A 13,640-nucleotide genomic window follows, 5' to 3' on the forward strand; every position below is an offset into this window, starting at 1 on the left:
TCACCGGCCCCTCATTTCTTGACCCAAAAACCGCGGCCAGCAGGAATTTTTGAAATCATCGGGATGCCGTTGGCGTTGAGGATACGAATCACATCCGGTTGCGTGGAAAACGCCTCCCAGGTGCCGCGGTTGTGAAACCAGACAACACGCGCGTCAGCAAACACGGTCGCCAGATCGGTGATATCGCGCCCGGTGCCATAGAGGTTCCAGTCACCTGGAGTCATGGAGGAAATCAAGCCGCCATCAAAGGAGCCGGCTTCGATCTGGCAAGAGGAAGGGTCGTTCTTGCAGGAGGTTTTGGCTTCCTCAATGGCTTGCGCGACGAACGACTCAACGTCAATCCCGCAATATTCCATATCCTCCGCACACGCCGCCCGAATCTCTTCCTCAACTCTGAGTGCCACGCCCTCCGTGCTCAGGCTGTTCAACGTGAACGAGTAAAGTGCCTCTGAACGTTCACCCCTCGAATCGGTCACACGAATCCTTATCTGGTGCGCGCCACCGTTCACAAATACCACGCCGCCAAAAACACCGCCCTCGGCCGGGATCGCCTGGTAGTCAGGTTCTTCATCGGTCCAGAGCTCCGTGAGCACAACCGAGCGCCCCTCCGCCAGCTCGACATTGAATGAAAAGCTCAAGCTATCCAGATTGCTGGCTCCAGCCGTTTCCAAAGCCAGGTTGGAAATAACCGGAGCCGTCGGGCTGGAACCGAATTCCACCCAACCGATGTCGACATTGGCGCCTGCCACTCTCGGATTTCCTAGGTAATCCATTTCGGCCAGCGCAACCAATTGAGCCTGGGACGTCCCCGCGTCAATCAGGTCTGACCCTTCAAGGGGAGAGTAGTCCGGCCCCAGGGCCGGATCCGGCTGATTCAGGATATTGTCCTGCTGGTTAATCTGGGATTCCGGAAGTGGCAGCAAGGACAGGGAAATAAAGTTATTCAGTATCGTTGCGCGAGCATCGGCATTGGCAAAAGCGAACGCGGACGCATTGCCACCCAGGAAGAGCGAATTGGCAATGACCAGGTTATCGGCGTTCCCGGATTGCATCTTTATTGCTGGCGCACCGGTGTTACGCTCAAAGACACTGTTCACCACGCTGCAGGCTTGCTCACAACGAACCATACCGCTGTCGGTTCCATCCGGTACCTGATTCCGCTCAAACAGGCTGTTCTCTGCGTGGAATTCTCGGGACGCAGAGACAATGGAAAGCCGGGTCGCCGTGTTGTCGGAAACAACCGAACTCTTGAGCTCAATCGCTGCGCCGGCAATGGCGCCGCCGTTTTCCGACGCCTCGTTATTACGAAATTCCGACCCGGAGATTGTCAGGCGTCCGCTATAGGCGCAGATTGCCCCGCCCCGCCTCGCACGGTTAGAACGGAACTCCGAACCGGTCACCGAGCCGTCCAGGGCACCTTCCGAGTAAACAGCACCGCAGGCGTCGCTGACATTCCCCACAAACTTGCTCGCGTTGATGGCAAATGAGCCTCCGGAAAGGAAGACGGCAGAGCCTGAATTTGGCTTGTCGGAGAAATTGTCGACGAATTCGGATCGGTCCAGCAGCATGTCGGCATTCAGGACGGTCAGCCCGCCGCCGCGACGGCCAGCCGCCCCCACTTTGCCATTTTGAAACCGAATACCCTTGATCGAAATGCTGGCGGTATCGGCGGATGCATCACCACTCAGGTAAAGAATCTCACCCAACGACTGACCATCCAGAATCACCTCGCCTGGAATTTCGGCTTCAATCCTCAGGTCATAACTTTGGGTGCTGTCATAGGTAAACGGCTGGCCCGGGGACTCAGGAACGTAAAGGGCGGGGGAAAGTACGATGGTATCGTCCTGGCCGTTGGACGCCGCCGCCGTCAGTGCGCTCTGAAATTCGTCATTGGTTGAGACTTCGAAGAGCTGCGCGCTAACGGGCAACGCCATTAAGCCCGTTATGGTCGCGACCAATAGGGATTGATTGATGTTCACGATCTGTCGTCCCTGAACGTGTTGGTGTTAAACCAGGACTCCCAACTCCCTCTGGCAGCTTAGATGAACGCCATGTCGCTATTTTGTACAAATTTTAGTCAAGACTCTCCCTTTTTGCATCCTTTCGACCGGAAGAAAAAAACGCTCAAGGAGTGACTTTTTGTTTTACTCAGGTTTCCGGCAGCGCCTGCGATCAGTAAAGTCTTTAAGATTAGCGCGTTCCAAAGAGAACTCAATCCAACGCCACAAGACAATCAGAGTATGAAATCATGGCAGTCGTATCCTGGCTGTAGGTGGCTGACCAACCGGTAGAAAAGAATCTCACCACGTCCGTGTCATAACAGAGCTCACCTTGCGGGGTGATGTCATAGGGGGTCAGGGATTTTCTTTCCAATTCATTGGATGCGTTATCCTCGGGCAGCTCGAACTGGATGCGCCCCTCCACGTTTGCTTCATCCTCTCCGACGACTCGTGGAAAAAGTTCAAAACTGATGTCCGAAAACAACTGATCAGTGCGAATGGCGGGCTCAGTGCAGTTGGCATTATCAAAACGCTGCAGGTAATGGCGAACCTCTCCGGAGTTCGCAAACGATACGACGGAGCGGAAATACAGATCCTCAAATTCCGCCCGAGCCGGATCACAGGATGTCGCCCAACAGCCCGGAATGTCTGGGGACGTGTCAGAACAGATCAGACCATCGACCGTTGTTGAGGTTCTGCCAGAATCGTCGGTGCCGGCATCTTCAACCACCTCGCCACTGCCGGACCCGCCACACCCAGCTACAACGAGCACAACTCCCAGGAACATCCCTTTCAATTTCACGAGTACAAGCCTTCCTTTGGGGAACAACACGAACTATCAGTCTACTACGACTCTTCGCCCCTTGCGCCACAGATCATGCCGTATTTCCGACCACATACCCCGAAGGTTTTCGGCCGGCACCGAGCGCGGGGCAAGAACCTCGAGAGGCAAACCCTCTTCCCCCATCCGCTCGACGATACTCGAGTACGGGATGGTGGCCCGCAACGCGTTGTCGAACAGCTCACTGCGCCTGTCGACCAGATCCCGATGCAATTTCTTTCTGCGGTCAACCTGGGCAAAAAAGGGACGGAGTTTTTTGATGCCCAGTTTTTTATCCGCCACAAACTCCCGGAACTGGTCCCAGCTGTTCATCGATAACCAGGTTGGCAACAACGGCACGTAGACCTGGTCGGCGATCTTCATAACCTGCTCGGTTAAACGGGACAGGGTGGGCGGGCAATCCAGCACCACCAGACTTGTGTCCTCGGACAAAGGCGCGAGCAAGGACTTCAACACGCCGTTGCCATCCTCATGCTCGAGCTTGATATCGAAGTTACGAAAACTCTTGTGGGCAGGAATGAAATCCAGATCGGGATAGACATTCTCTTCGATGAACTTCGCGATCGGCGCAGTGCCCTCTAGCAACTTCGACAGCTTCTTGCCCTGAACCGGTTGGGCACCGGACAGGTAGAAACTCGCAGCGCCCTGGGCGTCGAGATCCCACAGTAACGTGGAACATCCTTCCCGACTGGCCAGATAGGCAATGTTGACGGCAGCTGCGGTTTTTCCGACTCCACCCTTGGGACTGTAAAACGCGATGACCCGCATAGAAAAATCTGACCTCTGATAATGCCGGAGTGCCCACGGGCTGATGCTTGCGGTTTAGAGACTGGAGCGTGCCCGGGACCAGGCAGCCTTTGGCAGCTCGGACGGGTGCGCTTTCGAGAACACTTTCCAGTCCAGCACTTTGCCGTCGGCATCAAAGTGCACAAAACCGGCAAAGCCGTCTTCCTCATGCCAGGTTTTTACGTAACCGACCAGCTCGCCCTCCTCCGAGAGCAGCTCAAACGATGACTGGGACTCGTCCGACTCAGACTCGGAAACTTCCTGACGATTCGATTGCAGGGTGTAGTTTGGATCGTTCAGCAGGGCCAGTGCGAGAAGATGGGCATTCATATTAGCGTGCTCCGATGGTTACATACGGTTACAGCTTTTGGCCCATCAAATATAGTTGCCCACGGAGAAATGAACACCCCTTCAGATCAATTTTTCCGACATTTTCGCTCAAAAAATAATCACCCGCTGCCGTGAGCGCGCGCTTTATTTACGCCCCATCTGCTCCATCATCCGGTTCACGGCTTCCAGGTGCTCAGGCTCGTTGTGACACATCCCCTGGAAGCAGGCACAGATATCCAGAAAGTCCTTGAGCTCCATGCGCTGAGCCATCTTCATCAACCGTTTGGTCAGTCGCGTTGCCTTGGGTGGCTGACTGGCCATTCGGCTGGCCAGCTTGAGCGCCTGCGGCATCAGGTCCTCAGCCGGCACCACCTCCATCACGATCCCCAATTCTCGGGCTTCGGCAGCCTCAACGATGCGGCCCGTCATGGTAAGCTCAAACGCACGCTGGTATCCGATCAGCCGCTGCATCAGCCAGGCACCACCATCACCGGGGATAATGCCCAGGTTGAGAAAGGTCTCGCCGAATTTCGCTTTGTCGGAAGCAATCCGGATATCCGCCATATTGGCCAGGTCAAACCCCGCGCCAATGGCAGGGCCGTTGACCGCCGCGATGATCGGAACCTCAACCGCCTGCAGTGCCAGAGGAATCCTCTGGATGCCCTGACGGTAACGCTCGGAACACTCGGCGACATCGCCGGCGAAATCACCGCCCCGCTCCGCCATGTCGCGGATGTTGCCACCGGCACTGAACGATGACCCGGCACCGGTGATGACCAGCACGGAGACATCCTCGCACCGGTTTACCCATTCGGCGGTAGTCACGATATCGTCTATCAGGTGTGACCCGGTCAGAGCGTTGCGCAGGTCATGCCGATTCAGGGTGAGGACGGCGACTCGCTCTTCAAGAGTCAGCAGTGCGTCAGTCAGTTGCGGCAGTGTATTCATAGTCGGTGCTCCACGCTTGTTTTTGACCTTGGCAATATACACCCATGGCCGTTTCGGTGCGCCTTACCTGATACCTTACCCCGTAAACCTCTACCTCAAAATACAGTCCCGGCTGTGTTGCTGGCTGATGGCGCGCCTCTGGCGGCGCAACGTGTTGCCCTTGTCGTTACTGTAACCGGTTCGGAGTTTTGACTGGATCCGATCCAGCTTGCGGCGGTAGCTGTCGCAGATCTTCTGGAGCTTTGCTCGGGATCGGGCGATTGCGTCGCTGCTTTTGGCTGGCCGATCCGGAGTAGACAGCAGTCCCCTTACGTTGTCGCGGATGCCGGACACGCGTTTTTCCTGACGGAGATTCTCGGACATCGACACTGTCGACGGCGGCCGGATCTCGATCTGCTGGTGGGCAATCTTGCCGGGTGGATAATCCGAGAAATGCGCGACGCCCTGGCTGTCGATCCAGGTGAAAACCTCGGACTGCGCCGGGGCACTAAAAAAAGCAATAAACACGAAGGCTGCCAGAATCCATGGCATAAGAATCCACTCCCTGTGGGTACGTTATGTGCCGCGGCAGTATAACGAACCCGATAGGGAATACCTTGAAGCCGCTACGATTTTTCTGATCCGGTAGTGCAATCCAATGCTGTACCGGCAATTCCGAATCAGTCTCCACCGACAAAATTTTGAGCAATTGATCATTCAGGACTACTTTATAAAGAGTTGACTGGCAGAAATGGCAGTTTTAGAAGCATGGTCTGTTTAGCGGGACATGGAACGCCCATCAGGACGTTCTTGTCGAAAGTATGTAGTTAGGCAAAAGATAGGGAACGTCGATGAACAGTAGACTATGGACTTTGATGAGTGCACTCATGTTTACCTTTGCTTTGTCAGCCTGCGGCGGAGGTGGCGGCGGCAGCACTACAAACTCGAGCGGTTCGGAAGGTAGCGAAAATGAGCCCGGTGACCTGGATCCGGTGGATGGGGATTTCTACTTCAGCAGCGAAACTAATAAGCGGTACCAGAATCCTGATGCCGATATTTTTCCGGAGAAATGTTCTTCAAGCGATTACTATTTTGAATCCGAAAACTTCATCGTGTTTTCAAACCTGACGACCCACTCCAACGACGATCTGAGAACCGCGGCAACCAAGGCCCAGAGTGCAATGGACTTCATCCTGCCGCAGTTCGGTTTGAACTGGGACACCTTTTACGCAATGAAGCGAGTGGTGAGTTTCAAGGATCTCAACCAATTTGCCCTGGAGGTCAGCCAGCTTACCTATGAAGATGGAAGTGGAACCGATAAGCGAGTAACGATCGACCAAATTTCCGACTACTTTGCGACGGAAATAGCAGAAAAAATGCCAGATGGATATACAGACTGGCAGAATATTAGTTCCAACCCTAACCTCCAGTATGCCTTCGTATACAACACCCTGGTCAACGAGAGAGATCCCAAGAAAGTCCGCGACGTCATGGTGGAAACCCACGAAGGGTATGAGCAATTTTTTGCGGATAACCCCAATTATGCCCCCAGCCAATCCCCTTGGCCGGACAAATGGGCCCCCTTCTTCAAAAAGATTCAGATTTGCGCCACCAGCAACGATCGAATCGGAAGATCATCCACCAGCGGAATCAAGATTTCGCCGGACTTTGCCGCCAGAGAGTACCGTCATGAGTTAACGCATCTCGTTATTAACCAGGTATCTAAAGTGACTGCGTTTTGGGCGAAAGAGGGTCAAACCCATCTGTTCCTGGGCGAAGACGTCCCCGCGTCCTTAACGGATGTCGCGGTTGTTCGTGACCATATCATTGGCACTGACGAAACCGATCCGGGCCTTGAAAATATCGATAAGTTCAAGAAGGCGTATGTAGAGCTTGTGGCAATAGAAGGCATTGATGCCCAAAGAGTGCTGGATTGGCATCGACTCTCGATGAACATCAAGGCGGAGTGGTTAGATCCAGATGGAACCGGGGGAACCATCACCGACGCCGAAAGAGAAGCATGGATAATGGAAGCATTCGGCGAAGTTATGCCAAAGAGCTACGACGCATTTTTCGACGACCTCTAGTCTACAGGAACAGAAAAGGCCGGTGGGAAACCACCGGCCTTTAAAGCGCCACCTGCTGGTGGCTCAACCCCGCCTTACTGATCCAGCAATTCAACCCAATGCTGAACCGGCACCTTGGCCTTGGTCTCCAGGTGCATCTGGCAACCGATGTTGGCAGTCACGATACGATCCGGATTGTCCACCGTCAGCGCCTTGAGCTTGTTACCCAGCAACTGCTGGCTCAGTTCCGGCTGCAGCACGGAATAGGTGCCCGCAGACCCACAGCACAGGTGCTTGTCCTTGGTTTCCGCCAGGTTCACCCCGGCCTTCGTAAGTACCTGTTCGACCACGCCGTTCTGCTGCATGGCATGCTGCAATGTGCAGGGGCAATGGAAGGCAACCTTGCCTGGGCTCTGGTGAAGCTTGAGTTTTTCGAGATCCTGCTTCAGCAGGAAGGCACCAAGATCGGTACACAGCTCGCTGACTTTGTGGGCCTTGGCCGCATACACCGGATCATCCTTCAGCAGATGGCCGTAGTCCTGAACCATGGCGCCACAGCCGGAAGCCGTCATGACGATGGCTTCGGCACCGGCCTCAATCGCCGGCCACCAGGCATCGATATTCTGACGCATCCGCTCCAGGCCCTTTTCATGCTCGGACAGGTGATAATTCACCGCACCACAGCAGCCGGCTTCGGGCGCTTCCACCATGGTGATGCCCAACTTATCCAGCACCCGGGCAGCCGCCGCGTTGGTATTGGGGGTCGCAGAAGGCTGCACGCAGCCTGCGAGCGCCAGCACAATCCGGTTGTGACTGGCGGCGGGCCACGGACTGGCCTGCTTTCTCGGCGGCACCTTGGTGCGCAGCTTTCCCGGAAGCACCGGCCTGAACACCTGCCCGAGCCGAAGCAGCAAGCCAAACAACTGGCGGTTGGGAAGCACCCGCGCCAGGCCCCAGCGAAGCCATTTGTCCTTGGGATCGCGCGGCAGCTCTTTTTCCATCAGACCACGGCTGATGTCGATCAGGCGACCGTATTGCACGCCGGACGGACACGTGGTCTCGCAGCTTCGGCAGGTCAGGCAACGATCCAGGTGTTCCCGGGTTTTTTCCGTTGCCTCCTCCCCTTCAAGGAACATTTTCATGAGGTAGATGCGGCCCCGTGGACCGTCGCGCTCGTCATTCAGTTCCTGATAGGTGGGGCAGGTTGCGGTGCAGAACCCGCAATGGACACAGGCCCGCAGAATGGATTCGGCCTCCTGCCCTTCCGCCGTGTTGGCAAATTGTTGAACGAGATTAGTTTGCATCGTATTCCTGCTCTTACAACCAGCTGTATAAGCGTCCGGGATTGAAAATGTTATCCGGATCGAAGGCGTTCTTGAGACGGCGCTGGATGCCCTTCAGGGCCTCCGGCTGATGGTGCATGACCTCACCGGAGCGGTCGCCGCCACGGAACAGGCTGACCTGACCTCCGGCAGCCCGGGCCAGGGGCTCCATGTCTTTGAGCTCACCGGGGCCACGGTACCAGCGCTGGGCGCCGGACCAGTCGATGAACCAGTTACCCTCAAGCTTCGGATTGGCGGCGGTAGAGCCGACGGAGAACCGCCATAGCGGGACATCGTTACCGGCAAAAAACTCGTGCTGCATGTCCTGGACGGATTGCCAGAACTCCTCGCCCTGCTCCATCACCTGGCCCGACCATTTCTCCGCCGTGGCTTCGACCGCCGACTGCGCCCCCGACAATCTCAGATAGACCTTGCCATCAACCCAGCACGCACCCGTAATGGGTTTTGGCTCGGCGGACCGGCTGTTCATGTAATGGATGACCTCATCCATCGACATGTCCTGGACCAGGGTCATGGACGCGGCGGGCTTGGGCATCACCTTGAGACTGATCTCCGTGATCAGACCCAGGCTACCCAGGGCACCGGCCTGCAGCCGGGACACATCGTAACCGGCCACGTTTTTCATGACCTGGCCACCAAAGCGTAGATGCTCGCCCTTGCCATTGAGCAAGCGGATGCCCAGCACCTGGTCCCGTACCGAGCCGGTCCAGGGCCGCGCCGGGCCGGACAGGTTCGCGGCCAGGGTGCCACCGATGGTGGAAGCCGCGCCCAGCCGGGGCGGTTCGAAGTGCAGGGCTTGCCCCTGCTCGGCCAAAGTGGCCTCAATCTCGCTCAGCGGCGTGCCCGCCCGGACAGTGAGAACCAGCTCTACCGGGTGGTATTCAACAATACCGGTATGCTCGCCCACGCTGAGGGTACCGGCATCAGGATCGGCCTCCCGGCCCATGAAGGCCTTGGTACCACCGCCGACGATATTGAGTTTGTGCCCGCCATCGCGGGCGTGGAGCACTTGCTCCTGCAATTGTTGGAAATTATCAGCCATGGGCGGCTTCCGTAGGTTCGTGCTTGTGTTGTTTGTGTTCGAGGGAACGGTATTCCTGGCAGAACTTGAGCGCCGGGACGCCCTTGCCCGGATTGAGAATGCCGGCGGGATCAAAGGCGGCCTTCACGTCGTGGAACTGTTGCAGCTCATCGTCACTGAACTGCACTGCCATCTGTCGAATTTTCTCAACGCCGACCCCGTGTTCGCCGGTAATGCAACCGCCCACCTCAACACACAGATTGAGAATGCTGCTGCCGAACGCTTCGGTGCGTTCGAACTCGCCTGGCACGTTGGCATCAAACAGGATCAGTGGGTGCAGATTGCCATCGCCGGCGTGGAAAACGTTGGCGACGCGCAGCCCGAACTCCTCGGACATTTCCTCCATACGAAGCAGGACATTAGCCAGCTCGCGCCGGGGAATAGTGCCGTCCATGCAGTAGTAATCCGGGGAAATCCGGCCAACCGCGGGGAACGCGGACTTGCGGCCCTTCCACAGCAACGCCCGTTCTTCCTCGCTCCGGGAGGTCCGTACCGAGGTCGCGCCGAACTTGCGGAACACCTCCTCGGCCTGAGCAATGTGCTCGTCCACTTCCTCTTCCGTGCCATCAACCTCGCACAGCAGCAGCGCCTTGGCCTCCCGGGGGTACCCGGCCCGGGCGAAGTCGTCGGCGGCGACAATGGCGTGACCGTCCATCATTTCCAGGCCACCCGGAATGATGCCGTGCGAGATGACGCCGCCGACGGCATCACCGCCATTCTGAACGCTGTCAAAACCGGCCATGACCACGCGGGCCACCTCGGGTTTCGGGAGCAGTTTCACCTTCACTTCAGTAACCACACCCAGCAAGCCTTCGGAACCGGTCATCAATGCCAACAGATTCATACCGCAGGCGTCCAGGCCGTCACTGCCGACAGTCACGACGTCGCCCTCGGCGGTGACCATCTCAACGCTGTGAAGGTTGTGCACCGTCAGGCCATATTTCAAGCAGTGCACGCCACCGGAGTTTTCAGCCACGTTGCCGCCAATGGTGCAGGCAATCTGGGATGACGGGTCCGGTCCATAGTACAGCCCGTACTGGGCAGCCTCCTCACTGATCGCGAGGTTGCGAACACCCGGCTGCAGCCGTGCCGTTCGTGCCAGCGGGTCGATCTCGAGGATACGATTGAACTTGGCCAGCGAGAGCACCACACCTTCCTTGTTGGGCATGGCGCCGGCACTGAGACCGGTACCCGCGCCCCGGGCCACCACGGGAACCTGGTTTTCGTTACAGATGCGCATGACCCGCTGCACCTGCTCAACCGTTTCCGGAAGCACCACCAGCAAAGGCATCTCGCAGTACATCGACATGCCATCGCATTCGTAAGGTTTCATGGTTTCGTTATCGGTGATAACGAAGTTCGGGTCGATAAAGGCCCGGAACTGCTCGGCCAGCTCGGCTTTGCTGACTTTCGGCTTGGTAGTCATAACGTTCTCTGGATTCGTATCACGTCATTCTCCGCTCATCTGCGGATGGTGCAGGCGGACCCGAAGGCCCGCCCGTTCACATCAGACAGCGATCAGCTGCGTTTGGTTTCAAAGTGGTCAATACCCGCCTGGGCGCAGTCCATGTCCTGCTGGGGCGTGCCCGAGCTCAGCCCGATGCCACCGACCACTTCGCCGTCCACAATCACCGGCAGGCCACCGCCCACGGAACTCAGACGACCACCGACCTCGGTGTGAATGCCAAACGCCAGGCTACCCGGCACGTTGGCCTTGTTGTAGTCGTGGGTGGCTTTCTTGGCGGCTGCCGCCGTGAACGCCTTGTCCTGGGCAATGGTCACACTGGTGATCTTGCCACCGTCCATGCGCTCAAAGGCGATCAGATTGCCGGATTCGTCAACGATCGCAATGCACATGGGCACTCCGATCTCTCGGGCCTTTTCCGCCGCGCCCTCAATCAGAATGCGGGCATCGGCCAGATCCAGCCTGTTAATAGTCAACATAGTGCGTTACTCCTCAAGTGTATTAGCCGTAAACCAGTCCCGGCAGCCAGGTCACGATGCCTGGAATCAGGATGCACATAAATAGTCCAAAAGCCTGAATGGCCAGGAATACCAGCGACGACTTGAAAATCGTGGCCATGGATATTTCAGGCGGGCATACGCCCCGGAGGTAGAACAATGCGTAACCGAATGGCGGGCTGAGGAACGACATCTGCATATTCACCAGATACAGCACACCAAACCAGAGCACAACGTCATCGCCTGCCACCGGTGGGAAACCGAGCAGCCCCGGGAACTCCAGCGCTTTGACGATAGGAATGAAGATAGGAACTGCCAGCAGCAGAATACCGACCCAGTCCAGGAACATACCCAGAACAACCAGCAGGAACATCAGCAGGAACAGGATGCCGTAAGGCGACATGCCCGTACCCAGGATGGCATCCGTCACAAACTGCTGCCCACCCTGAAGGATGTAGAAGCCAACAAAGACCGAGGCACCGAACATGATCCACAGCACCATGGCGGATGCCTTGGTCGTGGTTACCGATGCTTCCCGCAGTCCGGCAATGGAGAACTTGCCGTGCATCATGGCCACCACGATCGCACCAAAGGAGCCGATACCGGCCGCTTCCACAGGCGTTGCGATGCCGCCGAACAACAGGCCCAGCACCAGAAATACCAGAATCAGTGGAGCAATCAGGTTTTTCGTGAGCAGGAGCTTTTCCTTCATGGAAATCCGCTCTTCCACCGGTACCGGCGGCCCCAGCTTCGGATTAATCCAGCTGCGGATCAGCACATAGGCAATGTACATGGAAGACAGCATCAGGCCCGGGACCACGGAGCCGAGATACAACTCACCGACCGATTGCTGCGCAACAACCGCGTAGAGAATGGCCAGGATTGAGGGAGGAATCAGTATGCCCAGAGTACCGCCAGCCATGATTGAGCCCAGCGCGATCTTCTGATCGTAACCGCGCTTGAGCATCGCCGGCAGAGCGATGATGCCCATGGTGACAACAGCGGCACCAATAACACCCACCATCGCTGCAAGCAGGGTTGAGGCCAGAATGGTTGCTGTCGCCAGACCGCCGCTCAGGCCACCCATCCACTTGTAGACCACACTGAACATTTCCTCAATCAGGCCTGCGCGCTCGAGCATCGAGGCCATGAAGATAAACAGCGGTATCGCCGCCAGATCAGAGTTGGTCATCATCGGAAAGATGCGTCCCGGCACGAGGTTGAGCATCATTGCGTCGCCCACCAGGTAGATGAACATCACCCCCAGACCACCGGTCACGAAAGCCAGCGGCAGCCCCATCATCAGGGCCACGGCGAGAGAACCGAACATCAGGTAGGTCAAAGGCCCGACCTTGACGTCAGAAAGGCTACCGGAGAGTTTGAACAGGAACTGCTCATCGCTCCACGGGTCGTAGAAAAGAATGTTGATCATTTCGACACAGATGACAAACGCCAGTGCCACTGTGGCGATAATCATCAGCCAGGTACTCAGCTTCCCGACAAGGTTACTGCCCGGCGCAGTTGTTGTATTTGTAGTCATGCGGTGCGCTCCCGGCCAAGGCGGACAAACAGGACAATATCCTTGATCAGCTTGGAGATGCCTGCGAGTAAAAGAAGTGATGAACCCAGCACCATCATGCCTTTGGCCGGCCAGTGCTGAATGCCCCAGGTCTCAACCGTGGTTTCGTTCATGGCGTAGGAATCCAGGAAGAAAGTCCAGGAGGTGACCAGCAGAATCAGGGCGAAAATGAAGAAGAACATCGAAGTGAAGATGTCCAGACCAACTCTTCCCCGCGCCGGCAGCATGTTGTACATCACATCCACCCGCACATGGGCACCATGAAGCATGGCGAAGGCCCCGGCCAACATATACTGCATACCCAACAGCAGGAAGCTGGCTTCATGGACCCAGATGGAGGGCGTGTTAAAGACGTAGCGCATGATCACGCCAAAGAAATAGAACACAACGGCATTGATCGTCCAGAACGAAACGAACAGACCGGATTTGTCGCAAATCCAGTCCACTACCTTGGTAAACCAGTTCCCTTCGAACTGGAGATAAATAAGCGGATCATCCTCTTCCGCCTGTAATTCCCCTGGTGTCAATTCCGGCTCAGCACTCCCGCCTCCGTGACCACTGCTCCATTTGTCCCAGGCCATCATGATCAGCGGCATGACCGCAAGCCAGCCCCAGTAGAACCAGTGCGGCATTACGAATCCGAAACCTTCAAGATCAGACATGTTGTTACTTCCTCAGCCACAAAACGGGGAAGGCGGAACTCCTCGTTCGGAGTCGTCCCTGAC

At 56.7% G+C, this 13,640-nt stretch carries 13 protein-coding genes; 1 reads left to right on the forward strand and 12 read right to left on the reverse strand.

From position 1 onward, the window contains the following. Positions 1 to 11 precede the first annotated feature (11 nt). The 6 genes from KZO34_RS06870 to KZO34_RS06895 form a co-directional block, all read right to left on the reverse strand. The gene (locus tag KZO34_RS06870; RefSeq protein ID WP_219474871.1) at positions 12 to 1,979 is read right to left on the reverse strand and encodes a right-handed parallel beta-helix repeat-containing protein; all 1,968 of its coding nucleotides are present in this window, start codon (positions 1,977 to 1,979) and stop codon (positions 12 to 14) included. A gap of 232 nt (positions 1,980 to 2,211) precedes the next feature. Next, positions 2,212 to 2,832: a hypothetical protein gene (locus KZO34_RS06875; protein WP_219474872.1), complete on the reverse strand. Its 621-nt coding sequence runs from the start codon at positions 2,830 to 2,832 to the stop codon at positions 2,212 to 2,214. Between the two features lie 6 nt (positions 2,833 to 2,838). Further along, positions 2,839 to 3,609 carry a ParA family protein gene (locus tag KZO34_RS06880; RefSeq protein ID WP_219474874.1) on the reverse strand — a complete coding sequence of 257 codons (771 nt, stop codon included), beginning with the start codon at positions 3,607 to 3,609 and terminating at the stop codon, positions 2,839 to 2,841. Positions 3,610 to 3,663: 54 nt separating this feature from the next. Beyond that, positions 3,664 to 3,957: a hypothetical protein gene (locus KZO34_RS06885; RefSeq protein ID WP_219474875.1), complete on the reverse strand. Its 294-nt coding sequence runs from the start codon at positions 3,955 to 3,957 to the stop codon at positions 3,664 to 3,666. 144 nt (positions 3,958 to 4,101) lie between these two features. Further along, a complete protein-coding gene (locus KZO34_RS06890) occupies positions 4,102 to 4,905 on the reverse strand; it encodes an enoyl-CoA hydratase-related protein (protein ID WP_219474876.1) in 804 nt (267 codons plus the stop codon). Between the two features lie 90 nt (positions 4,906 to 4,995). Beyond that, positions 4,996 to 5,436, reverse strand: a complete 441-nt coding sequence (locus KZO34_RS06895) for a DUF4124 domain-containing protein (protein ID WP_219474877.1) — start codon at positions 5,434 to 5,436, stop codon at positions 4,996 to 4,998. Positions 5,437 to 5,759: 323 nt separating this feature from the next. Here KZO34_RS06895 and KZO34_RS06900 point away from each other — a divergent pair, with 323 nt between their 5' ends. After that, a complete protein-coding gene (locus KZO34_RS06900) occupies positions 5,760 to 6,971 on the forward strand; it encodes a hypothetical protein (RefSeq protein WP_219474878.1) in 1,212 nt (403 codons plus the stop codon). A gap of 74 nt (positions 6,972 to 7,045) precedes the next feature. On the opposite strand, the gene glcF is transcribed toward KZO34_RS06900, so the two are convergent. The 6 genes from glcF to KZO34_RS06930 all read right to left on the reverse strand — a co-directional run bounded on the left by glcF (position 7,046) and on the right by KZO34_RS06930 (position 13,577). Next, positions 7,046 to 8,254, reverse strand: a complete 1,209-nt coding sequence (glcF, locus tag KZO34_RS06905) for a glycolate oxidase subunit GlcF (protein WP_219474879.1) — start codon at positions 8,252 to 8,254, stop codon at positions 7,046 to 7,048. Positions 8,255 to 8,267: 13 nt separating this feature from the next. Then, positions 8,268 to 9,335 carry a glycolate oxidase subunit GlcE gene (gene glcE, locus KZO34_RS06910; RefSeq protein ID WP_219474881.1) on the reverse strand — a complete coding sequence of 356 codons (1,068 nt, stop codon included), beginning with the start codon at positions 9,333 to 9,335 and terminating at the stop codon, positions 8,268 to 8,270. Further along, positions 9,328 to 10,800, reverse strand: a complete 1,473-nt coding sequence (locus KZO34_RS06915; protein WP_219474882.1) for an FAD-linked oxidase C-terminal domain-containing protein — start codon at positions 10,798 to 10,800, stop codon at positions 9,328 to 9,330. Before KZO34_RS06915 ends, glcE begins: the two co-directional genes overlap by 8 nt. Before the next feature lie 92 nt (positions 10,801 to 10,892). After that, positions 10,893 to 11,318 carry a GlcG/HbpS family heme-binding protein gene (locus KZO34_RS06920; protein ID WP_218635505.1) on the reverse strand — a complete coding sequence of 142 codons (426 nt, stop codon included), beginning with the start codon at positions 11,316 to 11,318 and terminating at the stop codon, positions 10,893 to 10,895. A gap of 22 nt (positions 11,319 to 11,340) precedes the next feature. Then, positions 11,341 to 12,876, reverse strand: coding sequence for a TRAP transporter large permease (locus tag KZO34_RS06925; protein ID WP_219474884.1), 1,536 nt, complete (start codon positions 12,874 to 12,876; stop codon positions 11,341 to 11,343). Next, entirely contained in the window at positions 12,873 to 13,577 is a 705-nt protein-coding gene (locus KZO34_RS06930; RefSeq protein ID WP_219474887.1) for a TRAP transporter small permease subunit, read from the reverse strand. The genes KZO34_RS06925 and KZO34_RS06930 overlap by 4 nt, the downstream gene beginning before the upstream one ends. Positions 13,578 to 13,640 lie beyond the last annotated feature (63 nt).

The organism is Marinobacter sp. F4206, assembly GCF_019392195.1.
Lineage (GTDB): Bacteria > Pseudomonadota > Gammaproteobacteria > Pseudomonadales > Oleiphilaceae > Marinobacter.